Source organism: Pseudomonas peli, from assembly GCF_050563605.1.
GTDB lineage: Bacteria > Pseudomonadota > Gammaproteobacteria > Pseudomonadales > Pseudomonadaceae > Aquipseudomonas > Aquipseudomonas peli_A.
In genome coordinates this window covers 125,402-148,227 of sequence record NZ_JBNXUH010000002.1, presented here as the reverse complement: position 1 = coordinate 148,227, position 22,826 = coordinate 125,402, and the positions used below count along the sequence as shown (strand labels likewise).

General features: G+C 59.4%; 22 protein-coding genes. 10 read left to right on the top strand and 12 right to left on the bottom strand.

Translation table 11 applies throughout. The features are described 5' to 3' along the window. Positions 1-5 precede the first annotated feature (5 nt). The 3 genes from dsbG to dsbD are packed head-to-tail and all read right to left on the bottom strand — an operon-like array spanning position 6 to position 3,348. Complete coding sequence (gene dsbG, locus ACQ4LH_RS03045; RefSeq protein WP_430695862.1) at positions 6-776, bottom strand: thiol:disulfide interchange protein DsbG; 771 nt, start codon at positions 774-776, stop codon at positions 6-8. 2 nt (positions 777-778) lie between these two features. Then, positions 779-1,588 (bottom strand): prolipoprotein diacylglyceryl transferase family protein, encoded by an 810-nt coding sequence (locus ACQ4LH_RS03040; protein WP_430695861.1) that lies wholly within the window; start codon positions 1,586-1,588, stop codon positions 779-781. Then, the gene (gene dsbD / locus ACQ4LH_RS03035; protein ID WP_430695860.1) at positions 1,588-3,348 is read right to left on the bottom strand and encodes a protein-disulfide reductase DsbD; all 1,761 of its coding nucleotides are present in this window, start codon (positions 3,346-3,348) and stop codon (positions 1,588-1,590) included. Before dsbD ends, ACQ4LH_RS03040 begins: the two co-directional genes overlap by 1 nt. A gap of 175 nt (positions 3,349-3,523) precedes the next feature. Between dsbD and ACQ4LH_RS03030 the strand changes: the two genes are divergently transcribed. After that, positions 3,524-4,219 (top strand): response regulator, encoded by a 696-nt coding sequence (locus tag ACQ4LH_RS03030; RefSeq protein WP_430695859.1) that lies wholly within the window; start codon positions 3,524-3,526, stop codon positions 4,217-4,219. Next, positions 4,216-5,574, top strand: a complete 1,359-nt coding sequence (locus tag ACQ4LH_RS03025; RefSeq protein WP_430695858.1) for an ATP-binding protein — start codon at positions 4,216-4,218, stop codon at positions 5,572-5,574. Before ACQ4LH_RS03030 ends, ACQ4LH_RS03025 begins: the two co-directional genes overlap by 4 nt. Here ACQ4LH_RS03025 and ACQ4LH_RS03020 read toward each other — a convergent pair. The 4 genes from ACQ4LH_RS03020 to ACQ4LH_RS03005 all read right to left on the bottom strand — a co-directional run bounded on the left by ACQ4LH_RS03020 (position 5,561) and on the right by ACQ4LH_RS03005 (position 8,721). Continuing rightward, on the bottom strand, positions 5,561-5,905 hold the full coding sequence (locus ACQ4LH_RS03020) for a hypothetical protein (RefSeq protein ID WP_430695857.1): 345 nt from the start codon (positions 5,903-5,905) through the stop codon (positions 5,561-5,563). The two genes, ACQ4LH_RS03025 and ACQ4LH_RS03020, sit on opposite strands and share 14 nt — an antisense overlap. Before the next feature lie 22 nt (positions 5,906-5,927). Further along, the gene (locus ACQ4LH_RS03015) at positions 5,928-6,971 is read right to left on the bottom strand and encodes a DUF2955 domain-containing protein (RefSeq protein ID WP_430695856.1); all 1,044 of its coding nucleotides are present in this window, start codon (positions 6,969-6,971) and stop codon (positions 5,928-5,930) included. Continuing rightward, a complete protein-coding gene (locus tag ACQ4LH_RS03010; RefSeq protein ID WP_430695855.1) occupies positions 6,961-8,103 on the bottom strand; it encodes an HlyD family secretion protein in 1,143 nt (380 codons plus the stop codon). Before ACQ4LH_RS03010 ends, ACQ4LH_RS03015 begins: the two co-directional genes overlap by 11 nt. A 93-nt stretch (positions 8,104-8,196) precedes the next feature. Beyond that, the gene (locus ACQ4LH_RS03005) at positions 8,197-8,721 is read right to left on the bottom strand and encodes a transporter suffix domain-containing protein (RefSeq protein WP_430695854.1); all 525 of its coding nucleotides are present in this window, start codon (positions 8,719-8,721) and stop codon (positions 8,197-8,199) included. Between the two features lie 358 nt (positions 8,722-9,079). Between ACQ4LH_RS03005 and ACQ4LH_RS03000 the strand changes: the two genes are divergently transcribed. From ACQ4LH_RS03000 to ACQ4LH_RS02975, 6 genes are all read left to right on the top strand, one after another. Then, positions 9,080-9,547: a GFA family protein gene (locus ACQ4LH_RS03000; RefSeq protein ID WP_430695853.1), complete on the top strand. Its 468-nt coding sequence runs from the start codon at positions 9,080-9,082 to the stop codon at positions 9,545-9,547. Positions 9,548-9,655: 108 nt separating this feature from the next. Then, on the top strand, positions 9,656-9,931 hold the full coding sequence (locus ACQ4LH_RS02995; protein WP_430695852.1) for a hypothetical protein: 276 nt from the start codon (positions 9,656-9,658) through the stop codon (positions 9,929-9,931). A 92-nt stretch (positions 9,932-10,023) separates the two neighbouring features. Further along, positions 10,024-10,242: a DUF6500 family protein gene (locus tag ACQ4LH_RS02990; RefSeq protein ID WP_430695851.1), complete on the top strand. Its 219-nt coding sequence runs from the start codon at positions 10,024-10,026 to the stop codon at positions 10,240-10,242. A gap of 53 nt (positions 10,243-10,295) precedes the next feature. Beyond that, positions 10,296-10,850, top strand: coding sequence for a YdeI/OmpD-associated family protein (locus tag ACQ4LH_RS02985; protein ID WP_430695850.1), 555 nt, complete (start codon positions 10,296-10,298; stop codon positions 10,848-10,850). Positions 10,851-10,924: 74 nt separating this feature from the next. After that, the gene (locus ACQ4LH_RS02980; RefSeq protein ID WP_430695849.1) at positions 10,925-11,365 is read left to right on the top strand and encodes a hypothetical protein; all 441 of its coding nucleotides are present in this window, start codon (positions 10,925-10,927) and stop codon (positions 11,363-11,365) included. Between the two features lie 111 nt (positions 11,366-11,476). Then, complete coding sequence (locus ACQ4LH_RS02975) at positions 11,477-11,821, top strand: YciI family protein (protein ID WP_430695848.1); 345 nt, start codon at positions 11,477-11,479, stop codon at positions 11,819-11,821. A gap of 83 nt (positions 11,822-11,904) precedes the next feature. Here the strand turns inward: ACQ4LH_RS02975 and ACQ4LH_RS02970 are convergent, their stop codons facing one another. From ACQ4LH_RS02970 to ACQ4LH_RS02955, 4 genes are all read right to left on the bottom strand, one after another. Next, complete coding sequence (locus ACQ4LH_RS02970) at positions 11,905-13,308, bottom strand: efflux transporter outer membrane subunit (RefSeq protein ID WP_430695847.1); 1,404 nt, start codon at positions 13,306-13,308, stop codon at positions 11,905-11,907. After that, a complete protein-coding gene (locus ACQ4LH_RS02965; protein ID WP_430695846.1) occupies positions 13,305-16,484 on the bottom strand; it encodes an efflux RND transporter permease subunit in 3,180 nt (1,059 codons plus the stop codon). The genes ACQ4LH_RS02970 and ACQ4LH_RS02965 overlap by 4 nt, the downstream gene beginning before the upstream one ends. Positions 16,485-16,497: 13 nt before the next feature. Continuing rightward, positions 16,498-17,739 (bottom strand): multidrug efflux RND transporter periplasmic adaptor subunit MexE, encoded by a 1,242-nt coding sequence (gene mexE, locus ACQ4LH_RS02960; protein WP_430695845.1) that lies wholly within the window; start codon positions 17,737-17,739, stop codon positions 16,498-16,500. A gap of 166 nt (positions 17,740-17,905) precedes the next feature. Then, positions 17,906-18,820 (bottom strand): LysR family transcriptional regulator, encoded by a 915-nt coding sequence (locus tag ACQ4LH_RS02955; protein ID WP_430695844.1) that lies wholly within the window; start codon positions 18,818-18,820, stop codon positions 17,906-17,908. A gap of 262 nt (positions 18,821-19,082) precedes the next feature. On the opposite strand from ACQ4LH_RS02955, the gene ACQ4LH_RS02950 reads away from it, so the two are divergent. Beyond that, positions 19,083-20,105: a zinc-dependent alcohol dehydrogenase family protein gene (locus tag ACQ4LH_RS02950; RefSeq protein ID WP_430695843.1), complete on the top strand. Its 1,023-nt coding sequence runs from the start codon at positions 19,083-19,085 to the stop codon at positions 20,103-20,105. A 189-nt stretch (positions 20,106-20,294) separates the two neighbouring features. On the opposite strand, the gene ACQ4LH_RS02945 is transcribed toward ACQ4LH_RS02950, so the two are convergent. Beyond that, positions 20,295-21,038: a Crp/Fnr family transcriptional regulator gene (locus ACQ4LH_RS02945; RefSeq protein ID WP_430695842.1), complete on the bottom strand. Its 744-nt coding sequence runs from the start codon at positions 21,036-21,038 to the stop codon at positions 20,295-20,297. A 425-nt stretch (positions 21,039-21,463) separates the two neighbouring features. On the opposite strand from ACQ4LH_RS02945, the gene ACQ4LH_RS02940 reads away from it, so the two are divergent. Beyond that, complete coding sequence (locus ACQ4LH_RS02940; RefSeq protein WP_430695841.1) at positions 21,464-22,819, top strand: cation:proton antiporter; 1,356 nt, start codon at positions 21,464-21,466, stop codon at positions 22,817-22,819. Positions 22,820-22,826 lie beyond the last annotated feature (7 nt).

Below are 22,826 nucleotides of genomic sequence, written 5' to 3'. Positions count from 1 at the left end.
TGCGATCAGGAGCGCGGCCCCATGATCTGTTTGAGCACATCGGGACTCGGCGCACCTCGCTGCTGGCGCAGCTGGCCGTTTTCGTCCGGGTAGAAAATCGCTGGCGTAGCCGCTACGCCCATCTCCGCCATCAGGCCAAGGTTGTTGTCGAGCTGCTGCTGGATCGCCGCTGGAATCTTCTTCAAGACTTTCAGCTTGCTGGCTTTGCCTGCGGACTCATGCTCATGCAGCGCCGCCTGCTGATCCTTGGCATTGAGCAGGGCCGCGGCCTTCTCGACGCTGTCCTGGCGCAGCATTCCGACCATCACGTGGCGGATCTGCACATCACCGGCCTCGACCCAGGGCCGCGCCTGTTTCCAGAACATGTTGCAGTAGGGGCAGTTGGGGTCGGAGAACATATAGAGGATGCGTGGTGCCTTGGCGCTGCCATCGGCGATCCAGGTACTGCGCTCCAGCTTGCCGAGCATTTCCTTGGCCAGCGGCTCGTACACCAGCCTGTCCAGGGGCTGGCGCGAGAGGTCTTCACCTTTAGCATTGAGCAGGCTGCCGACCAGCACATGTTGGCCATCCTCCGTCAGGTACAGGGCGACGCCCTGGCCGTTGTAGCGGGCGGCATAACCCTGCAGGCCGCTTGGTGCATCGAAGCGCTGGATGATTTCAGCACCGCGCGCTTCGACTGCTTTGATCGGAGCTGGCCAATCCTCGGCGTGCAATAGAGGCACGGTCAGCATGGTTAAAGCTGAAAGCATGACGGGGAGATTGATCAGTTTCTTCATGCTTATTGATCCTTCTTCAGTACTTCAAGCGCGCGAGCCAGGCTGGCGCGGGAGAGTTCGCCCAGGTGGCTGCCAACCTGGCGACCTTCGGCGTCGTAGAACAGCGTGCTGGGCAGGGCCATGGAGCCGACGTGCTGGCCCAGGCGGCCTCCACTGTCGAGCAGTACGTTGTCCAGCCCCAGGGCTTCGGCCTCTAGGTACTGGTTCACTACACCCTGGCCTTCGCCCTGGTTGACGAACAGGATGGTCAGCTCCGGGTTATCGCGTTGCGCCTCAGCCAGTACCGGCATTTCGCGGCGGCACGGAGGGCACCAGGTGGCCCAGAGGTTGACTACCAGTGGTTTGCCGACATAGTCCTCAAGCGCCACGGTGGCACCGTTACTGTCCCTGAACGAGAGCTCTGGCAAACGCGTGCCTTGTTCCAGGCCGTGCAGGGTCAGGCTGCCCAGGCCCCAGCTCAGTACGCCGACAGCCAGTGCGCTTGCCAGCGAGGTTCTGATAGTTGGCGTGCGCCAGGCCTGCCAGGCGCCCAGCAGCAGGGCAGCCAACAAACCAGGCCAGGCGATAAAGCCGCCGTCACGGATATCCAACACCTGCCAGGGTTGCTCGCGGTAGTGCTCGAAATACACCGCCACAAACGCCACTCGAGCGACCAGCATGGCCACCAGCAGCAAGCGAAATAGCTGTTTCTCGGGGTTTACCGCGCTGCGCCGGCCGACATACCAGCCGGTAAATGTCGCCAGCAGCAGGCTGAGCAGCAAAAGCACATGGGCGGTGCTGAGTGCCAGCGGCCCGATATTGATCGTTAACATCAACCACGCTCCTTGGTATTGCTCCATATCTGCAGAAACTGCTCGGCATCCACCGCACCGGTGATGCGCTGCGAGCGGCGCTCTTCACCATCCGGGCCAATCCACAGAAGGGTGGGCGGGCCCAGAACTTCAAAGCGGCTGAGTAGCGCGCGGCTTGCCGAATTGCTCTCGGTCACGTCGGGGCGCAGTACGCGCACGCCCTGCAGGCTGGCCTGCACCTCGGGGTTACCGAACACGGTTTTCTCCATGACTTTGCACGACACACACCAGTCCGCGTAGTAATCCACCAGTACCCACTGGCCCTCGGCCTTGGCGGCGGCCAGCTCAGACTCCAGAGCGGCCGGCTCGTTCAGGTCGATAAAGTGCTGCTTGCTCGGGGCTGCGGCAACGGCGGTGCCGGTGAACACTTTGAGCGGCTGCAGCGGGTCGCTGGCACCACCGGCGGCACCCAGCAGCATCGCCATGCCCCAGATACCCAGCAGTGCACCTGCGGCCTTGCTCAGGCTGGCGTGCTGTTGCACCTGACGCGCCAGATGCAGCAGGGCACTGGCCAACAGAATCAGCAGCGCGCCCCACAGGCCCAGCCAGACCGGCTCGTCCAACAGCGGGCGGATCACCAGCAACGCAGTCACCAGGAACAGGAAACCGAACACCACCTTGACCCGGTCCATCCACGCGCCCGGCTTGGGCAGGAAGCGGTTGCCCAGGGTCACCAGCAACACCAGCGGCGTACCGATACCCAGGCCCAAGGCAAATAACACCAGGCCACCGTGCAGCGCGTCACCACTTTGCGCGATATACAGCAGGGCGGCAGCCAGCGGTGCGGTCATGCACGGGCCGACCAGCAGACCGGAGAACAGGCCGAGCATGCTGGCACCCATCAGACTGCCACCTTGCTGCTTGCGTCCAGCATTCTCCAGACGGTCACGCAGTGCCGCCGGCAGCTGCAACTCGAACAGGCCAAACATCGGCAAGGCCAGCAGTACAAACAGCGCGGCAAAGCTGGCCAGCAGCCAGGGTTGCTGCAGCAGGCCTTGCAGGTTGGCGCCCATCAGTGCAGCGACCACACCCAACGCGGCATACACCAGCGCCATGCTCACCACATAGGCCGAGGCCAGCGCTAAACCGCGACGCGGCGAGGCACCGCTGCCCACCACAATGCCGGCGAGAATCGGCAGCATTGGTAATGAGCAGGGAGCAAAGGCCAGCAGCAGGCCCAAGCCGAAGAACACCAGCAGGCTCAAGGCCAGCGTCTGGTTCTGCAGGCCGCCGACCAGCGCCTGGTCTTCAGCCAGGGTGGTGTCCGGTTGGCTTGTCGCACCACTGCCAGACAGATCGATCTGTTGGGTCTGCGGTGGGTAACACAGTCCTGCATCGGCGCAGCCTTGCCAGCCAATCTGGATGCTGCCGGAGTTGCCAGCCGGCAGAATAAGCTCCAGGCGCTCACGGTAGATCTGCGAGTCGCCGAAGAACTCATCGCTATACGGCAGCCCTGGCGGCAACTCCGGCTCGACGCCAGCTGGCAGTCCGTTGAACTGCAGACGGTGCTGGTAGAGGTAGTAGCCGGGGGCGATGTCCCAGCGCAGCAGGGTTTCGCCACTGGCCTGTGGCTCGACGCTGAGCTCGAACGCCTGCTCGGCGGGGAGAAAGTCCGCCTGCTGGGTATTACCCGATAGCAGTGGATTGGCTGAAAAGCTGGAGGCATAAGCTGGCTGCAGCAGCCAGGCCCATAACAGAGAGAACAGCAGTAACGTCCGCATGCATAACCACGTCTGTGAATGTCGAGGTACGCAGGATCGCAGTTGGCGGTTAAGTCAGGATTAACGATGTGATAATCGGCGCAAATTGCAGTCGCCGGTTATCATTTCGTGCCCCGCGATAACGGCGGCTTAATCCTGACAACGGATAATTCAATCTCCTCCACGGACCGGTTCCATGTACATATTGCTGACTGAAGACAACGCCCTGATTGCCAGCGGCGTCGTGGCCGGACTCACCGCCCAGGGCTTTCGCGTGATGCACGCCGCGACTGCGGCCGAGGCTGAGGCGCTGCTGCGCACGGTGCAGTTTGATGCCCTGGTGCTGGACCTGGGCCTGCCCGACGAAGACGGTTTAAGCCTGTTGCGCCGACTGCGCCAGCGCGGTGTGACGTTGCCCGTGTTGCTGCTGACGGCCCGTGACTCGGTTGCAGACCGCGTTTCTGGGCTGCAGGACGGCGCCGACGATTACCTGGTCAAACCCTTCGACCTGCGCGAGCTCGCTGCGCGCCTGCATGCGTTATTGCGCCGTGCAGCCGGCCGCGCCAGTCCGCAGGTCGAGCATGGTCCGCTGCGTTATGACCCAGTGGCTTGCCAAGCGTTTTTGCACGAGCAACCGGTCGACCTGTCGCGCCGTGAGCAGGTGCTGCTGCAGGCGCTGTTGCAGAGCCCAGGTCGGGTGCTCAGCGGCGAACAGCTCAAGGATGCGGTCTACGGCCTCGACGGCGAGGTCGAGAGCAACGCCCTCAACGTGCATATCCACCACCTGCGGCGCAAGCTGGGCAACGGTATCGTTGAGACCGTCCGTGGCCTGGGCTACCGCCTGGGGCCGGCCGGGCACGCAGCCACCTCTGAGGAGAGTAACAACCCATGAGCCTGCGTTTACGCCTGACCCTTATCCTTGGTTCCGCCTTTGTGCTGCTCTGGTCGCTGGCCGCTGTGTGGATGCTGTTTGATCTGCGCAATCAGCTGACGCTCTCGCTCGATCAACGCCTGGCGTCATCCGCACGTATGGTTGCCGGACTGCTGGCGCAGCTGCCGCCCCCGTTACAGAGTGAATCAGGCACTCCGCTCAGCACCGAACAGCTGGGCATTCCCGAAGGCATCGCCTGCCAGATCAGCTCGGTGCGTGGCGAGATCCTTGCCAGCAGTCGCGCCGCGCCGGACAGTGCACTTGGCAGGGCGGACACAGGTTTTTATGAACGCAGCATTGATGGAATTGCCTGGCGCACGTTCACCCTGATCGAAGGTGATATGCGTGTAACCACTGCCGACCGACTGGATGAGCGCGACACGCTCAAACGCTCGATTCTGCTGGCCGCCGCGGCTCCAGTTCTGCTCGCTTTACTGGGCAGCCTGCTGGTGCTCTGGTTTGGCCTAAGCCGAGAGCTGTCGCCTTTACGGCGCATCCGCCAGGCGCTGGCTAAGCGCAGCGCCGACTGCATCGAACCACTGCATATCGAGGGTCTGCCCCAGGAGCTGCAACCGCTGGTGGCAACCCAGAACCAGCTGTTTCAACGTATAGCCCAGGCCATCGAGCGTGAGCGCCGGCTGACCGACGATGCCGCCCATGAGCTGCGCAGCCCGCTGACCGCGATTAAGACCCACCTGCAGGTGGCCGGCATGACCGAGGGCGAAACCGCCCGCCAGGCACTGGCCAACGCCGAAGCAGGTGCCGACCGCCTGCATCAGACCCTGGAGCAGTTGCTGCTCCTGGCGCGGGTCGAGGGTCGGCTGCCGTTTGACGAGAATCTGCAATACAGCGCCGAGCAAGTGGCGCAGATGGCTATTGGCGACGCCCAGCAACAGGACCAGCCCGCCATCGAACTGCAGCTGCTCGACGCCAGCGCCCAGCGCTTGCTGGATATGCCGCCAACCCTGGCGACTGCTGCCTTGCGCAACCTGCTGGACAACGCCCAACGGCATACCCCGGCCGAAACTGCCGTCAGCCTGAGCGTGAAAATGCGTGGGGATAGGGTCTGTTTCAGCGTGCGCGACTCAGGGCCTGGAGTGGCTGCGGACAAGCTCGCTCAACTGACTGAACGCTTCTGGCGCAATTCCACTGGAGAAGGTAGCGGCCTTGGGCTGTCCATCGTCAAGGCCATTGCCGAGCGCTGTGGCTGCGAACTTGAGTTTGCCAATACGGGCAATGGGTTCTGCGTGAGCTTGCTGGTCGTTACCCGAGCGGCCGTTGCCGGTGAGGTGGAGTGGGGCTCTACACGCTCCTAAAACTCCAGACTATTTCCACCACGCGCACAGCCAGGATCAGATAGAGCAGAAACAGGATGATCTGCAGCACCACGTGATGACGCATCTTGGCCAGCCGGTTCAACCCATCGCTGATATTCAGCAACAGCAGAATCGCCGAGACGATGATCAGCCCCCAACCAGCCAGCCTTGAGCCCCAAAGCCCCATAAAGAGCTGATGGTCGCCTCGCAGTGCATCGGTGCCGGCGGCAAACAGCAGCGCACAGACCAACAGATTTTTGATGTTGTCGAAGATCTTGGCGCTTAAGTCTGCATCCAACATCGCCAGGTACTTGCTCCAGAGATTGCGCATAAAACGGCACCTGAATTAGCAATTAGTGGCTGGCGTTGCGCGGCTTGGGCCAGAACAGGCTGGCCATGCACAAGGCATACAGAATCGCGAACAGCACATAGGCAATTCGCGTGGAAAACAGCTCCGGCGTCTCGCCTGGCAATGGCGAAACGCCAAGGCCAAAGAGAATCAGAAAGGTCGTAAGCCCGCCGCCAAATACCTTGCCCGTCGTCGTGCCCATTACCGCCTTGCCGGCAAACAACAGGCTTACCAGCAGCACGGAGAGGGTGATCAGCCAGAGGGTGGGTTTCATCTCGGTCAAGGTAAATGCCAGGGATGCAGCAACCCCGCCCAGCAGGTTGAGCGCGATCAGCCCGACGGCAGTGCGCCTGCTCATCGTCAACTCAAACTGGCTAAGCAATGAGGCGACGGTGATCGGTATGACCATCGCCGTGGCCAGGCGCGGATCAATCAAACACAGCGCAACCATCCCCAGCAGGATTGCGCCGCTGACCATTGCCTGGCGCGTCACCCTGCCAGGGTCAAGGCGTGACGGCGGGACGACGTTGGCATCTGCCGTACCTGTGTCTGGGAATACCGCGTGAGCGCCCCAGGTCAGCAGCAGACCGACACTGACCGCTTTGGCCAGAATCGCCACAATCGACTCACCGAGATCCCGCTGCAGTATGTCGAGCAGCGGCACCACGATGGCGATCACCAGCATCAACGCCGGCCCCGCGCCGCCCACCTGACGCCCCTGAGCGAAAAAGCAGGTGAAGTAGCACAGCCACAGCAGCGGAAGCAGTACCAATGGCCGGTCACCGAGCAGGCCCGTGAGGAAGATCAGCAGTGCGCCGACAATAAAGATCAGCAACACGGTGCCTAGCCCCTGGCGCAAGCCGGGTGGGCTGTAGCTTGCCAGCAGAAACTGGGTGGCAAACAACGGTGCGAGAAACGGCAGCACGCTGCCGTTCACCAGCCCCACGCTGAAACCCACCGTCACCGCCAGGGCCACACGCAAGCCCTGGCGCTTGGCGCGCGCCAGATCGATTGACGGTGAGATGCCAGCCGTGGCCTCAGTTGACATAGGTTAGCAGGGCCACAAGCCGCGCGGTGATTACGCCGAAAATATTCGCTAGCGGGTTATCCCCGGTGTAAATCACCACCGTGACCTGTGAGCCGTAGCGCAGGCCTTTCGGGTAAGGCTCCATCACCACCAAGCGTACGGGAAAGCGTTGCGGGTCACGTACCCAGCCGCTCTCGTTGCGCACCGAGGGCAGGGCAGAAGAGCTGGTGCCTTCCGTTGCCACGCCCCAACCGACGCTCTCGACCCGGGCATTGAAAATGCGCCCGGGCAACACGTCGAACACCAGCTCAGCGGTGTCATCGGCCTGTACATGCTCCAGGCTGTTTTCTTTAAAGGCAGCAGAAACCCATACGGTGCCGGTGTCGATAAAGGTTAACGCGGGCTGACCGGTACTGACCACCTGGCCAACGGCAAGCTGCAGATTGGTAATCACACCGTCGGCAGGCGCCTTAATCTCCGTGCGCACCAGATCAAGCCGGGCCTTCTCCAGTTGCGCGAGTGCCTGCTTGAACTGTGGGTTATCCGTACCGGTTGGCCCCAGTTCCTGACGTGCGCGCTGCAAATCGGCCGCTGCTTTGACCACGGCAGCCTCGGCGGAATTCAGCGATGCGGTGGCTTCATCCAGCCGTGCCCGCGCATACACGCCGCGTTCAACCAGCTGCATTACCCGGCGCGCTTGCTCACGCACATTGTCGCGCTGGGCGCGGGCAGACACGAGCTGAGCCTGCGCCGCATCCACCGATGCGGTGTTGGCCCCCAAGGACTGGCCTGTTTGCTCAAGGCGTGCCTCGGCTTCGGCAACGGCAATTTTGTAGGGCTGCGGATCGATGCGAAAAAGCAGCTGCCCAGCTTCTACTCGCGCGTTATCGAGCACCGCGATTTCCACCACGCGGCCGCCCACCTCAGAGGCCATTTGCACCACATAACCCTGCACCACAGCCTGCGAGGTGGAAGGGGTGATGCGCTCCATCAGGATGGACAACGCAAATAGCACGGCGGCCACCAACACCACGATCAACGCAACACGCCGTAGCGGATTAGACGGCGGGGCGGGGCTTTCAGCGGGGGCGGTGGCCGGCGTTTCGGCAGGAGGCGGGGGAGTGCTGTCGGGCTGCTCTAATGCTTCAGACATATAGATTTCCGTAAGGCTGATGTAGCAACCGCAAAGGGTGGCTAGGCAGTGTGAGGCCCGCGCGCCAGGCGCGGGCTTTCAGGTCGGTCAGGCTCAGACAGGGTCCTGGCTGGTGACCCGCGCGGTACGAATAAACAGCGCGCGCAGCTTCTCCCAGAAATTGCCGCCCAGCACAAAGAAGCTACCGATCAACATGGCATCGCCGAGCATCTGCAGCGCCCAGTTATTAGGCCGCAGGCCTGGGGCAACAGCATCGATATAGGGTTCGAGAAAGGACGAAATCAGCGGCAGGCAGAACATCACCAAGCCAATGCGATGGCGCATCGGGCTAATCTCATCCTCGGTGCTGGGCACCATCGAAGACATGTAGCCATAGATATGCTGCTTCAACTCCTGGAAGCCGGCCTTGCCCATGACGGCGATGACCAGCAGCAGGAGGATTTTGTTGAGAATAAACAGCCCACCCGTGAGTGCGGCGACCTTGGAGCCCGGCAAATCCGCTGCCGCCGCCAGCGGCACCAGAAGCCACAAAGCCGGAATCAAACAGATAATCGCGATGCCCAACTTGAATCGCCAATGGGCGGACTTGGGCTGGGCTGTGTTCTGCTCTGTAGTCATGTGTTCGTATCTTCCCTTGCGATTATTGTTTTTGGCCTCAAGCCCTGGAAACTATCCGCTAAATATCTAGCACAAAACAAGCGCAACGGCGCTTTATTGAGCCGTGTTTGCTCGACGCCTGTGCGTTGTCGGTTTGGTGAGGATTTTTAGGGGAGGGGGGCTGTTTTAGTGTGTCAAGACCGAGCTTTGGCGCAGTCACGGTTGGGGCTAATGCTACTGGGTCTGCTAGACAGTATTGCGGCAAAGACGTAGGTTTTGGCTGGTGTTACGTGGTGTCGGTTTTGCATTTGGCATTTTTTTGGATTGCTCAAACTGGTGGTGCTAGGCCGGGACTTTATACGACATCCTATGGAGTGGTATGCGACGGGAATGTCGTCTAGTTATAGTTAGGCTCTTAGAGCAGGAGGCTCCTTTGTATACAGGTAATTGTTTATGTGACGGAATCAAATTCCGTATTGAATCCGCGCTTGAACCAATTCAAATATGTCATTGCTCACAGTGCCGCAAAGCTCAGGGGACGCCATTCGCCACAAACACGCCGGTTTCCTCAGCTGCTTTTCAGCTGATCAGTGGCGCAGAATTACTTACGACTTTTGAGTCATCTCCTGGCAAGCAACGAGTATTTTGCAGCAAGTGCGGCTCACCCATTTACAGCAAAAAGGACAGTTTGCCGGGTGTATTACGCATCAGGGCTGGCCTCCTTAATGAAGAGCTTCCAGTCAAACCAGTGGCACATTTCTACACAGGATCAAAGGCTAATTGGTGGCCCATAAGTGACGGCTTACCACAGTTTGAGGAGGCTTATGTACCAACGAACAAAGCCTAGCAACTGGTTCAAATCGTTCGCCTCGCTCACTGGCACGGGCCAATCTCCGCTCTTAATAAACGTTATTCGTAGTTAGAAACTTGTCATCCAGCTACAACGGTGCCGCAAATGAAAAAGAAAGTAGAAAGGTCAAAATTATTGAGGGCCTTTAATTCACTTTGTGCTGCCTTGCTTATGGGCTCTGCAATTTACATTATTGTTATGGGCTTAAACTCTGTTGCTATGGCAGCTATAGTTATTTCCTTTTCCGGAGCAGCTGCGCCTCTTGTCCAAAGCGACGAAGGAATTCTAGAGATAGTAATCGGAACCTTCGAAGCCATGATTGACGGAGTTGTAGCAGTTGTCGAAGGCATAGCAAGTGCAATTGCTGGCCTGTTCAGTTAGAACACTTACAAGCGTTTAAAGTCGCTAGCTTCGCTAATCAGCGGGCAAAGTCAGCCTTTAACCAAACATTAAGCAAAAGGCAACTAAAGTTAATGCGGCAAGACCTAAGAGATAAAATAATCAGTGTTTGTACAAAGAAGATACATGCCAAGGGCGAGGCTGTTGGCGTTTCTTTTTACGCGTTCTTCGCAAATAAAAATGATGACCCAGAGCTTCTTATGGAAGCCGCAAGATGGTGGATAGAAATCCACAAGCTTGATCATTTCGAGAAGGCCGCAAAAATAAAGTCAATGGTTGAATCAGGACTCTGATTAATTCAGTCAACAGCCAGTTTAACCAAGCGCAAATATTGGGCGGAGTGGCAATGAGTAAAGCCGATGTGAAATCCCGGTTTGAGGCAAAGCTTCATCGCCCGGTGCAGCTTGGTAGTGATACTTCGTGGGCGTTCGTAGTGCTGCCAAGAGATGTGAGTGAAAAGCTTCCAAGGCGAGGAAGAACGACAGTTGAAGGCACAATTAATGGGCATCATTTCCAGGCGACTCTTGAGCCTGATGGTCAGCTGAGCCATTGGTTACAGGTAAGTAGAGAGTTGCACGAAGCTGCGGGCGTGGCCGTTGGGGATATCGTCACGCTAGAGCTAACTCCTGTGAAGCAGGAGCCCGAACCTGACATTCCAGCTGATTTTCAGGAGGCACTGGCAGCCACGCCTGAGGCTCATAAGGTTTGGAACGATACGACGACCATCGCACGATTGGACTGGATACACTGGATTACTTCAGCCAAGCAACTTAAGACGCGCGCCAAACGAATTGGTGATGCCTGCGATATGCTTTCATCCGGCAAGAAGCATGTTTGCTGCTTCGACCAGTCGGGCTACTACAGTAAGGCCTTCCGTGTGCCCGACACCGCAGATTTCTAAATTGGGCAGGGCGTTTAGGGGGTTGTATGGAACTCCCCAATTTTCATCGCAGAATTTGACGCATGGAGCATGCATTGAACAGTAATCAGACTTTTTGCTGGCGTTTACTGATAGCCGCCACCGCAGGCCTTATGTCGTTCGGGCTTATTCTTGTGGTTATGCCTGGCTTTACGTTGCAAGGTTTCAGTCTGCTGGTTTACGCCTCTAGCGCACACCTCAATACATTTGGCCCTGAGGCTGTGGCTTATATCAGCCTTGTCCATGCGGTTTTGGGCTCTGTGATGTTCGGCTGGGGCGCTGTGCTGATGTTTCTCGCGCTTGGCCCAGTGCGCAGAGGCTGCAAAGACGCATGGTGGATGTTCGTTGTGTCACTGGTCGCCTGGTTTATCCCAGACACAGCCTATTCGTTGCTGTCTGGCTTCTGGCAAAACGCTGTCCTGAATGCAGGGTTTGCTCTGCTGTTCGCAATTCCACTCACGGGATTACGCTCATACGTAACCCATGAACGCAGCTAACCAGACGTGTAAATAAGTCACCTACCGAGGTCGTATTGGATTTCCTCCATTGGGCGACTTGAATCAGGGAAGTAGGGCAGCCGCCCGCGTGAATCCGCTGCAGGAGACGTTATGGCGCAGTATCTGGTTGCTATACATCACCCCGACAACTACGACCCAGCCGTTGCCGAGGATGAGGCGATGACCCGCGATATCGACGTGCTTAATGACGAAATGGTGGCGGCTGGCGTCCGGGTTTTCGTCGGTGGCCTGCACCCAGCGCGCTGCGCAAAATCGCTACGAGCGCAGCCCAATGGCGAGGTGCTTATTAGCGACGGGCCATACCTGCAGACCAATGAGCACGTGGGTGGTTTCTGGGTGCTGGAAACGGCTGATCTGGATGAGGCGTTGGCCTGGGGGCGCAAGGCCGCCATCGCCTGCCGGGCACCGGTTGAGGTGCGGCCGTTTCACTCATAAAAAAGCCCCACGGCAAGGAGCGGATGCCGTGGGGTCGGGAAGGGGTTGGTCAAGCCAACCGGGGGAGAGTTTGCAAACAGGTTCTAGGCGTTAGGCTGCCACCCGCCGCCAAGGGCTTTGTAGATGGCGACGATGCCGCGGTACAGCTCGACTTCCGCCTGGGCCTGGGCGTCTTCGGCGCTTAGGCGTTCGCGTTCGGCGTCGAGTAGCACCAGGAAATCCACTTCACCTTCGCGGTAGCGCACGCGGGCTTGTTCGGCAGCGGCGCGGCTGGCTTCGGATTGGCGTAGCAGGGCCAGCAGGCGTTGTTGGCGTTTGCCGTAGTCGCTAAAGGCGTTGGCCGACTCCTCCAGGGCCAGCAGCACTTGTTGCTCATAGTTGGCCAGTGCGCCATCGGCTTCGGCTTCGGCCCCGCGCAGGCGTGCACGCACGCTGCCCAGGTCAAACGCGGCCCAGCTGATGGTTGGAGCAAGGCCCCAGGCTTGCGCCGCCGATGAACCAAGCTGCGAACCACGCCCGGCGGTAAAGCCGAGGAAACCGGACATGCTCACCCGTGGAAACAGATCCGCCGTGGCCACACCGATATTGGCGGTGGCGGCGGCCAATTGCCGTTCTGCTGCACGGATATCCGGACGGCGACGCAGCAACTCGCCGGGGTCGCCAACTGGCAGGGCCTTGGCAATGGCGGGCAGGTCCTGAGCCGAGAGGTCGACGCTCAATTGATCCGGGCGCTGGCCGAGCAGGGTGGCGATGCGGTGCATGGCGCGCTGCTGTTCGGCCTGCAGTTGCGGCAGGCTGGCTTCGGTGCCGGCCAGGCGCGCATCGCTACGCAGTACATCCAGCTGACTACCGACGCCGGCTTCGCGCAGCTGCTCGGTAATGGCGCGGGATTCCTGCTGGTTGCTCAGGTTGTCGCGGGCAATCCGTTCACGCAGTTGCGCGCCGCGCAGGCTGCCGTAGGCATCCACCAGTTCGGCGATCAGGCTGACCTGCAGCTGCTGATAATCCGCTTCAGCTACATCCAACTCGGCATCGCTGGCTTCCAGTTGACGCTGGATGCGGCCAAACAGATCCAGCTCCCAGAGCATGTCCAGACCCAGGTCATAACGCTCGCCGCGCACGCGCTGCTCGGTTACGCCGGGTTGCTGGGCTTTGCCAAATTCACCACTGGCGCGGCTGGTGACGGTCGGCAACTGATCGTTGCCGATGTCATCACGGATGGCCTGGGCCGCACGCAGACGGGCAAAGGCCACGCGCAGTTGGCGGTTCTCCTGCAGGGACTGTTGCACCAGTTGGTTGAGGATCGGGTCGTCGAACTGCTGCCACCAGCTGGTTTCAAAACGCGAGCGGTCGTAGCTGCTGCTTTGCGCGCTGCTCAGTGTGCCGGCATCCATCTGTGGAGCCTGGTAGTCCGGGCCTACGGCGCAGGCCGTCAGCGCTAGTGCTAACAGGCTAATAGCCAGAGGCTTGGCGGTAAGAGTCTTCATACCTGCACCTCCTGCAAACGCGCCATTTTCTGCGCTTCGCGCTTCTCCACAAAGGCGCGGATCAGTACATAGAACAGCGGGGTCAGCAGCAGGCCGAAGAAGGTCACGCCGAGCATGCCGCTGAACACTGCAACACCCATGGCATGGCGCATTTCCGCGCCGGCACCGGAGGACAGCACCAGTGGCACCACACCCATAATGAAGGCGAAGCTGGTCATCAGAATCGGCCGCAGACGCAGGCGGCAGGCTTCCAGCACCGCGCTGACGCGGTCCATGCCTTCTTCCTGTTTCTCCTTGGCGAACTCGACGATCAGGATGGCGTTCTTACAGGCCAATCCCACCAGTACGATCAGTCCGATCTGGGTAAAGATGTTGTTGTCGCCTCCCGCCAGGATTACCCCGGTAATGGCCGACAACAGGGTCATCGGCACGATCAGGATCACCGCCAGCGGCAGGCTCCAGCTTTCGTACTGGGCAGCCAGCACCAGGAAGGCCAGCAGTACGCAGAGCGGGAAAACGAAGATCGCGCTGTTACCGGCCAGAATCTGCTGGTAGGTCAGGTCGGTCCACTCGAAGCTCATGCCGTTAGGCAGTTCTTCCTTGAGCAGTTTGGCGATCGCCGCTTCGGCCTGGCCAGAGCTGTAGCCGGGGGCTGCCGCGCCGTTGATCTCAGCGGTGAGGAAGCCGTTGTAATGCATCACCCGATCCGGACCTGAGCTGGCGCTGACTTTAAGGAAAGCTGACAGCGGCACCATTTCGCCACGGTTATTGCGCACCTTGAGCTGGCCGATCTGCTCCGGCTCTAGGCGGAACTGCTGCTCGGCCTGCACGTTGACCTGATAGGTACGGCCAAAGCGATTGAAGTCGTTGGCGTACAGCGAGCCCAGGTAGATTTGCATGGTGTCGAAGATGTCGCTGATCGCCACGCCGTGGGTCTTGGCCTTTTCGCGGTCGATGGCAGCATCGATCTGCGGCACGTTGACCTGGTAGCTGGTGAACACCGACATTGGGTCCAGTTCCGGCAGCTGACGGGCCTTGGCGATGACGTTCTGGGTTTGTACGTACAGCTCGTCATAGCCGAGGTTGCCACGGTCCTGTATCTGCAGGCGGAAGCCGCCGATGGTGCCCAGGCCTTGTACCGGTGGTGGTGGGAAGATCGCCAGATAGGCTTCCTGAATACCCGCGAACTGGCCGTTAAGCTCAGCGGCAATGGCCCCGGCGGACATGCTTTCGTCCTTGCGCTGATCGAAATCTTTCAGGGCGACGAAGACGATGCCGCTGTTCGGGCTGTTGGTGAAGCCGTTGATCGACAGACCCGGGAAGGCAATGGTGTTGGCCACGCCAGGGTGTTTCCCGGCGATTTCCGACATCTGTTTCATCACATCTTCGGTGCGATCCAGGGTCGCGGCGTCCGGCAATTGGGCGAAGGCCACCAAGTACTGCTTGTCCTGCGCCGGGACGAAGCCACTCGGTGTGGTGGCAAAACCCAGGTAGGTCAGCCCCATCAACCCGGCATAGACGAACAGGGCGATGCCGCTACCACGCAGCACGCGCTTTACGGTGCCTACATAGCCATGGCTGGCACGATCAAATGCGCGGTTGAACGGCTTGAACAACCAGCCGCCAAACAGCTTGTCGAGCAACTTGGAGAAGCGATCCTTTGGCGCATCGTGGCTTTTCAGCAACACGGCGGCCAGGGCAGGGGACAGGGTCAGCGAGTTGATCGCCGAGATCACCGTGGAGATGGCGATAGTCAGCGCGAACTGTTGATAAAACTGTCCGCTCAGCCCGGAGATAAAGGCGGTGGGGATAAACACCGCACACAGCACCAGGGCCGTGGCGACGATTGGCCCGGTGACTTCCTTCATCGCCTGCTTGGTGGCTTCCACCGGGGTTTTGCCCAGGCCGATATTGCGCTCGACGTTTTCCACCACAACGATGGCGTCGTCCACCACGATGCCGATGGCCAGCACCAGGCCGAACAGCGACAGCGCGTTGAGCGAAAAGCCGAACATGTGCATCACGGCGAAGGTGCCGATCAACGATACCGGTACAGCGGCCAGCGGAATAATCGAGGCGCGCCAGGTTTGCAGGAACAGAATCACCACCAGCACCACCAGGATGATGGCTTCGAGCAGGGTATGCACCACCGCCTCGATGGAGCCACGCACGAAGATGGTCGGGTCATAGACGATTTCGTAGTCCACGCCTTGCGGGAAGCTCTGCTTCAGCTCGGCCATGCGTGCGCGCACCGCATCGGAAATCTCGATGGCGTTGGAGCCGGGGCGCTGGAATACCGGGATGGCGACTGCGGGTTTGTTGTTCAGCAAGGAACGCAGGGCGTACTGGCTGGAGCCCAGTTCGATGCGGGCAATGTCTTTCAGGCGAGTGATTTCGCCGTTTTCGCCGGCGCGGATAATGATGTTTTCGAACTCTTCCTCAGTGACCAAACGGCCCTGGGTGTTGATCGACAGCTGGAAACTGTTGCCCGCATCCGACGGCGGCGCCCCGAGCGAACCGGCAGCGACCTGACGGTTCTGCTCGCGGATGGCGTTGACCACGTCGGCGGCAGTCAGGTTGCGTGAAGCCACCTTGTTCGGGTCGAGCCATACGCGCAGCGAGTAGTTGCCGAGGCCGAACAGCTGCACATCGCCGATGCCATCCAGACGCGCCAGCTCATCCTTGATGTTGAGCGCGGCGTAGTTAGACAGATACAGCATGTCGTAGCGATCGTCCGGCGAGGTCAAGTGCACAACCATGGTTAGGTCGGGCGAGGCCTTGTCGACGGTCACACCGAGGCGCTGCACTTCAGTGGGCAGAGTCGGCATGGTGCGGGTGACGCGGTTCTGCACCTGCACCTGAGCCTTGTCCAGATCGGTACCGAGAGCGAAGGTCAGGGTCAGGGTCATCTTGCCGTCGGCAGTACCCTGGGACGACATATAAAGCATGCCTTCCACACCGGTAATTGCCTGTTCCAGCGGCGAGGCGACGGTTTCACCGATCACCTTGGGGTTGGCGCCAGGGAAGGTGGCGCGTACCACCACGGTGGGCGGTACTACTTCCGGGTATTCGCTGATCGGCAACTGGAACAGCGAGATGGCGCCGCTGATCAGGATCAGCAGTGACAGCACGGCGGCGAAGATCGGCCGCTGAATAAAGAATTGCGAGAAATTCATCGTCTTCTACCTATTAGCCGCGTGGCGCAGTGCTGGCGGGGCTGTTTTTTGCAGCAACCCGGCGGCTGTTCTGGCGTTCGATGGCCTGGCGTTGCTCGGTCAGCAGCGCCTGAGTCTTTTCATCGGCCATGGGCACGCTCTGCGGATCGACCGTGGAGCCGGGGAAGGCGCGCTGCAGACCGTTAACCACGATCTTCTCGCCCTTGGCCAGACCGCTACGCACGATGCGCAGGCCTTCCAGCTTCGGCCCCAGCTCAACGGCGCGGTACTGCACGGCGTTGTCCTTATCGAGTATCAGCACGTATTTCTTACCGAGGTCCGTGCCGACCGCTTCGTCCTTGATCAGCGCAGCGGCGTACTGGCCGCTGCCGACCAGCTTGAGGCGGGCGTAGAGGCCAGGGGTGAAGCGCCCATCACGGTTGTCGAATACGGCGCGGCCACGGATGGTGCCGGTTTGCGGGTTGACCTGGTTGTCGAGAAAATCCAGCTCGCCCAAGTGCGGGTGGCCATCTTCGCTGGACAGGCCTAGGTACACCGGGCTGGCATCGCGGGTCTGACCGCCGGCCTGGCGCGCCAGCTCAACGTATTTGAGGAACACACGCTCATCGGCATCGAAATAGGCGTAAACCTTGTCGGTGCTGACCAGGGTGGTCAGTAGGCTTTGCCCGGCATTGACCAGATTACCTTCGGTGATTTCCGCACGGCTGACGCGGCCATCAATCGGCGCGGTAACCCGGGTAAAGCTGAGGTTGAGACGGGCGTTATCCAGTTCCGCCTGGATGCCGGCAACTGCGGCCTTGGCTTCAGCGGCGGCGCTGGCGCGAGCGTCGGCCAGTTCGGCGGAGATGGCGTTGCTCTGGCGTAGGCGCTCGCCGCGATTGGCTTCGCTTTGCGTGCGGGCCTGGCTGGCGCGGGCCTGTTGCAGCTGGGCTTCAAGGCGTTTGACCTCGGCCTGGAACGGCCGTGGATCGATCTGGAACAGCAGGTCGCCTTTCTTCACCAGGCTGCCTTCATTGAAGGCTACGCGGTCTACAAAGCCTGACACCCGCGGGCGAATTTCCACCGACTCTGGCGCTTCCAGGCGACCGGTAAACTCGTCCCATTCATTGATCGGTTGCTCGATAACTTCAGCCACGCTGACTTTTGCAGCGGGCATCTGTTGTGCGCTTTCCGGCGCTTTGCCGCAGGCGCTCAGTACCAGCACTGCGGCAAGGGCTAGGGGAAAATGCCAGAGGTTTTTATTGGACTGTTCCATGTGTACTTCCGCCAGAGGGTGTTGTGATGAGGCGGAGTCTGCTGCGGCGGGGCTAAGGCGACGAATCGAACGACTCGAAGATGTGTATCACTCAGAATGATGGGAAGCAGGGTTGTATCGATAACTCGCTATGTGAGCAAAGCGCCTGGGGAGGGCGCTTACAGGGCTACAGGCTGTCGGGATCACCGCAGAACATCTGGATGCGTGAGCGCAGCCAGCGTTCCGCCGGGTCGTTGTCCTGGGCGCCGCGCCAGGCCATGTGCAACTCAAAGGTTTGCGCCGGAAGCGGCAATTCTTCGGCGCGTACACCTCCTGCAGAGGTCAGCGCTGCAGCGGTGTAGTCCGGCACGGTGGCGATAATGTCGGTGCCGGAGAGCAGGGTGCCAAGGCCGTTGAACTGGGGCAGGGCGAGGACCACCCGACGCTTGCGGCCGATTTTCTCCAGTTCTTCATCGATAAAGCCACCGAGGTCGCCCGCAAAGGACACCAGCGCGTGGGGCCGCGCGCAAAAATCATCCAGGCTCAGTGGCCCCGGCGCTGCATCGGCGCGCAGCAATTTCGGTTTGCTACGCCGCAGCACCTTGCGCTTGGCATTGGCCGGGAGTTCATCGGTGTAAGCGACGCCCACGGAAATTTCGCCAGAGGCCAAAAGCGACGGCATCAATAAATAGTTGGTGCGGCGAATCACCAGCACCACACCTGGCGCTTCGGCGCGCAGGCGCTTGATCAGCGGCGGCAACAGGCCGAACTCGACGTCATCCGACAGGCCGATGCGAAACACTGCATTGCTGGTGGCTGGATGAAAATCAGCGGCGCGGCTAACGGCGGTGGAGATCGAATCCAGCGCTGGCGAGAGCAGGGCGGAGATCTCCATGGCCCGCGCAGTAGGCTCCATGCTGCGGCCGGTGCGCACGAACAGTGGGTCGTCAAACAGGCTGCGCAAACGGGCGAGGGCAGCACTGATGGCCGGCTGACCGAGAAACAGTTTTTCCGCCGCACGGGTCACGCTGCGTTCATGCATCAGCGTTTCGAAGACGATCAGCAGGTTGAGATCGACGCGGCGAAGATCGTTACGGTTCATCCGGTGTCCATTCTGGAGTGGCTGCGGTTTTGCGCGCGACTCAGGCTAATGCCGAATGCTGTCGCCAGGCAATATGGCACGGGTAAATGATGTGTTTGTGGCTCATCATCATCCACAAGCATGGTGAATATCAGCCCCGAGCGGTGGAATTGCTGGCAAAGCCCGGATAAAGTCCGTGGCCATAAGGGGTCGCCACACCTGTATAGCGCAGAAATGCCAGACAGCTGCCGCGACCTGAATGGGTCAACCGAAGAGGTTTGCGATGTCCCGCATAGTTCGTTTCCATGAGTTTGGTGAGGCCGATGTCCTCAAGATCGAAGAGCGTGCAGCTCCTGCGCCGGCAGCGGGCGAAGTGCTGGTCGGTGTTGAGGCCGTGGGCGTCAGTTGGTACGACGTGCTCTGGCGACAGAACCTGGCCAATACACCGACGCAATTGCCGGCAGGCCTGGGTCACGAACTGGCTGGTGTCGTGCTGGCGGTGGGTGACGGGGTCAATGATCTGGCCGTAGGCGATCGAGTTGCCAGCTTCCCAGGGCACAGCGCCAACCGGTATCCCAGTTACGCAGAACACGTGGTGTTGCCGCGCAGCTCTCTGGCGCGTTACCCGGACAACCTGACTGCGCAACAGGCCGCCGTGCACTATCTGCCATCGATGGTCGGCTGGTTTGGCTTTAGCGAGCTGGCGCGTTTGCAGCCCGGCGAAACCGTGCTGGTAACCGCCGCAAGCCGTTGTTGGGGCCCGTATATCGTGCAGATGGGCAAGGCTTTGGGTGCCACGGTAATCGCCGCTACAGCCTTTGCCGAAGACAGCGACTTTCTCAAGCAGCTGGGCGCCGATCACATCATCCTTACTGAAGAGCAGGATCTGGTCAGCCGTGTCGGCAAACTGACCGATGGCCGCGGCGTCAATGTGGTAATGGATGCACTCGGCGGCCCGCAGATGTGCCTGCTGGGCGACGCCATTGCGCCGCGCGGTCGACTGATCCTGTTTGATCTGCAAGGCGGCAATGAAACGCCATTCCCAGCCTGCGCAGCGTTCCAGAAGAACATCCAGTTCTTCGTGCATTGCATCGGTAACTTCACCGGCAAGGAAGAGTTGAATATTCCGCAAGACCAGGCGGCAGTGGCCAAGGCCGTGCAAGGTATTAATCAGCTGACGGCAGATGGTTTGCTCAAGCCGCTGATCGACAAGGTGTTCAGCTTCGAGGATGTAGTTGAAGCGCATCGTTATATGGAAACCTGCCCAAGCCGTGGCCGCGTGTTGCTGGATCTCGGCAAGCAGTAGACGTAAGCCACATTGTACGAAGCCCGGATTAGGGTGAGAGCGGTGAATCCTGACTGGTCTGGGTTCACCGCTCTCATATGGCAGTTCGTATAATGTATATTATGTTAAATATGATATGCAGGAGGAAGATTAAGTCTGCCTCTGTCGGCAGCCTGGGCTTGCGCCCTATCATCGGCTGAGTTGCTCGCCTCAGTCCCTCCGGTACGTAACTGCGCTCAGTTGCTCTGGTCTACAGGGCAACAATCGATCAGTTTCCCTCTTGACCACCGCGTAACACTCGCAGCTCAGCTGCTCGAGCCTGAGGCGGTCTATAACGCTGATATGCCCGCGGTAATACTCAATGATGCCCTGGCGTTGTAACTTGCCAGCAGCCTCAGTGATTCCTTCGCGGCGCACGCCTAGCATGTTGGCAATCAGCTCCTGAGTCATTTCAAGTTCGTTGCCGGGCAGTCGGTCGAGGGACAGTAACAACCACCGGCACAGCTGCTGTTCAATACAGTGATGGCGGTTGCATGCTGCGGTTTGTGACATTTGGGTGATCAGCGTTTGCGTATACCGCAGGATTAGCTGCAGCAGTTCGCCGTGACGGTTGTATTCATCCATGAAGCGGTAGCCTTGCAAGCGATAAGCATGCCCACTGCTTTGCACGACCGCCCCGCTGGACATGCTCCCTCCCCCCATAAACAGCGCGAGGCCGACGACGCCCTCATTGCCTACTACGGATATCTCAGCCGATGCGCCACTCTCGGTCACACAGAGCATTGCAATAATTGAATCGGTTGGGAAATAGACATGACGCACAGTATCGCCTGCCTCGTAGATAACCTTTCCCTGTGGCAGTTCCACCCGTTCCATTCCACTGAACAAACGCTCTTGCACGTCCGTTGAGAGGGATGCCAAAAGAAGATTTTGTTGAGCGCATTCGTGATCCATTTAGGCATTCCATGTCTTTAAAAGGGCCGATGAATGGAGAGAACTGAGCACAAAAAGTCACACGCATAACCAATAGCGATATTTGCATCAGGGTTTAATCAGCCTATCCCGTGGCTGCCGGCGCCTTTAATTAAACGACTGCTGCGCGGCTCGCGGTATTTGATCCGGTGACTACCCGCATCTAGGTAATGACTCTCGTCCACATAATATTTGGCTATGTGGGTTGGAAAACGTTCAACAAATAATCGGTAGCCCTTTTTCTGGATGCAGTTGCCCAGCCTGATAGGCCTTCACCTAGGCCGCTTTTGCGATCCAGCATGTTAGCTAAATAACGGGAACATCCTCTGCTTTCATGACTCAACCCATAGTGCTGCCTGAAATATTCCAATAATCCTAAACACCTACCTGAATTCGGATAAGCGCCAATGAGCTTCAGTATGTGGATGCTGGTAATGGGCACCCTGTTGTTGATTCTCGGATTGGCCTCAGCCTTTCTGCGGCTGTTACCCGTTACCACGTCGACGTTGTACCTGGCATTTGGCCTGGCAATTGGCCCGCTTGGCCTGGGTATCTGGCAGCAGGATTTGTTGGATATTTCCGTTTGGTTAGAGCACCTGGCAGAAATCGCCGTGTTGATTTCGTTGTTTATCGGCGGGCTCAAACTGCGCCTGCCGTTTCGCGCGCCTGAATGGCAAGCCGCCTGGTTGCTGGCAGGCCCGGTGCTCCTTGGCACCATTCTCAGTGTGACGCTAATAGCCCACTATCTATTCGGCCTGAGCTGGGGATTATCGCTGTTAGTAGCCGCCATTCTCTCGCCTACCGATCCTGTGTTGGCCAGCCTGGTTCAGGTCAGCCACGCGGGCGATGAGGATCGCGTGCGCTATGCCATCTCCGGTGAAGCTGGGCTGAATGACGGCATTGCTTTTCCTTTTGTGGTCGCGGCCTTATTAGTCCTTCAGTTCAGTATCCACCCACCCACGAGCCCCATGCGTGAGGCCTTCGACTGGTTTTTGATCTATGTCGTATGGGCCGTTCCCGTCAGCCTGCTACTCGGATATGCCCTGGGCCATAGTGTCGGCCGCCTAGTTATTTACCTTCGTGCACGTGAAACCGATACGAGCGTATCGGCCAACATCTTCCTCGCTCTGGCCTTGATCGCCCTGTCCTACGTGGGGGCAGAGAGCATCGGGGGTTGGGGATTTCTCGCCACGTTTGCCGCAGGCCTCGGTTTACGCCATGCCGAAGTAGCCGCCAGCCAAGGCCATAAGCAGCCCGCAGAAAAGCGCGCAAGCAATACAACAACCCGTGAAGAAGGTCAGACGCACGGCGATATCGAGTTTGGAGAAGACAAGGATGAACATCCTAAGGTAGCCGCAGGCGCCCTGATGATGGACATCCTGTCATTTGGCAGCTTGCTGGAACGTATCCTAGAAGTGCTTATGGTGACCCTGCTCGGTGCCCTGCTCTATCAGCACTGGGACTGGCGCGCGCTGCCACTTGGGTTGGCATTATTCTGCGTAGCACGACCAAGCATGGTCATGTTGCTGATCGGAGGTCGGCTAATGCCGCCGGCGCATCGACTGCTCATTGGCTGGTTCGGCATCCGCGGCATTGGCAGCCTGTACTACCTCAGCTATGCAATCAACCAAGGCTTACCCGGCACTGTGGCGCAAACAGCCAGCGATTTGGTCGTCAGTGTGGTGGCCATGAGCATCGTATTGCACGGGCTAACCAGTCAGCCCTTGTTGCACTACTACGAACAGCTCAAGCGTCGTCCATAACATAGCG

Excerpts from the sequence above, each read along its gene's own strand:
- ACQ4LH_RS03005 (WP_430695854.1), bottom strand. The coding sequence starts at position 8,721 with ATGACTACAGAGCAGAACACAGCCCAGCCCAAGTCCGCCCATTGGCGA.
- ACQ4LH_RS02955 (WP_430695844.1), bottom strand. The coding sequence starts at position 18,820 with ATGAACCGTAACGATCTTCGCCGCGTCGATCTCAACCTGCTGATCGTC.
- ACQ4LH_RS03040 (WP_430695861.1), bottom strand. The coding sequence starts at position 1,588 with ATGTTAACGATCAATATCGGGCCGCTGGCACTCAGCACCGCCCATGTG.
- ACQ4LH_RS03020 (WP_430695857.1), bottom strand. The coding sequence starts at position 5,905 with ATGCGCAATCTCTGGAGCAAGTACCTGGCGATGTTGGATGCAGACTTA.
- dsbG (WP_430695862.1), bottom strand. The coding sequence starts at position 776 with ATGAAGAAACTGATCAATCTCCCCGTCATGCTTTCAGCTTTAACCATG.
- ACQ4LH_RS02990 (WP_430695851.1), top strand. The coding sequence starts at position 10,024 with ATGCGGCAAGACCTAAGAGATAAAATAATCAGTGTTTGTACAAAGAAG.
- ACQ4LH_RS03015 (WP_430695856.1), bottom strand. The coding sequence starts at position 6,971 with ATGTCAACTGAGGCCACGGCTGGCATCTCACCGTCAATCGATCTGGCG.
- ACQ4LH_RS02970 (WP_430695847.1), bottom strand. The coding sequence starts at position 13,308 with ATGAAGACTCTTACCGCCAAGCCTCTGGCTATTAGCCTGTTAGCACTA.
- dsbD (WP_430695860.1), bottom strand. The coding sequence starts at position 3,348 with ATGCGGACGTTACTGCTGTTCTCTCTGTTATGGGCCTGGCTGCTGCAG.
- ACQ4LH_RS03030 (WP_430695859.1), top strand. The coding sequence starts at position 3,524 with ATGTACATATTGCTGACTGAAGACAACGCCCTGATTGCCAGCGGCGTC.
- mexE (WP_430695845.1), bottom strand. The coding sequence starts at position 17,739 with ATGGAACAGTCCAATAAAAACCTCTGGCATTTTCCCCTAGCCCTTGCC.
- ACQ4LH_RS03025 (WP_430695858.1), top strand. The coding sequence starts at position 4,216 with ATGAGCCTGCGTTTACGCCTGACCCTTATCCTTGGTTCCGCCTTTGTG.
- ACQ4LH_RS02975 (WP_430695848.1), top strand. The coding sequence starts at position 11,477 with ATGGCGCAGTATCTGGTTGCTATACATCACCCCGACAACTACGACCCA.
- ACQ4LH_RS03010 (WP_430695855.1), bottom strand. The coding sequence starts at position 8,103 with ATGTCTGAAGCATTAGAGCAGCCCGACAGCACTCCCCCGCCTCCTGCC.
- ACQ4LH_RS02965 (WP_430695846.1), bottom strand. The coding sequence starts at position 16,484 with ATGAATTTCTCGCAATTCTTTATTCAGCGGCCGATCTTCGCCGCCGTG.
- ACQ4LH_RS02985 (WP_430695850.1), top strand. The coding sequence starts at position 10,296 with ATGAGTAAAGCCGATGTGAAATCCCGGTTTGAGGCAAAGCTTCATCGC.
- ACQ4LH_RS03000 (WP_430695853.1), top strand. The coding sequence starts at position 9,080 with ATGCGACGGGAATGTCGTCTAGTTATAGTTAGGCTCTTAGAGCAGGAG.
- ACQ4LH_RS02940 (WP_430695841.1), top strand. The coding sequence starts at position 21,464 with ATGAGCTTCAGTATGTGGATGCTGGTAATGGGCACCCTGTTGTTGATT.
- ACQ4LH_RS02950 (WP_430695843.1), top strand. The coding sequence starts at position 19,083 with ATGTCCCGCATAGTTCGTTTCCATGAGTTTGGTGAGGCCGATGTCCTC.
- ACQ4LH_RS02995 (WP_430695852.1), top strand. The coding sequence starts at position 9,656 with ATGAAAAAGAAAGTAGAAAGGTCAAAATTATTGAGGGCCTTTAATTCA.
- ACQ4LH_RS02945 (WP_430695842.1), bottom strand. The coding sequence starts at position 21,038 with ATGGATCACGAATGCGCTCAACAAAATCTTCTTTTGGCATCCCTCTCA.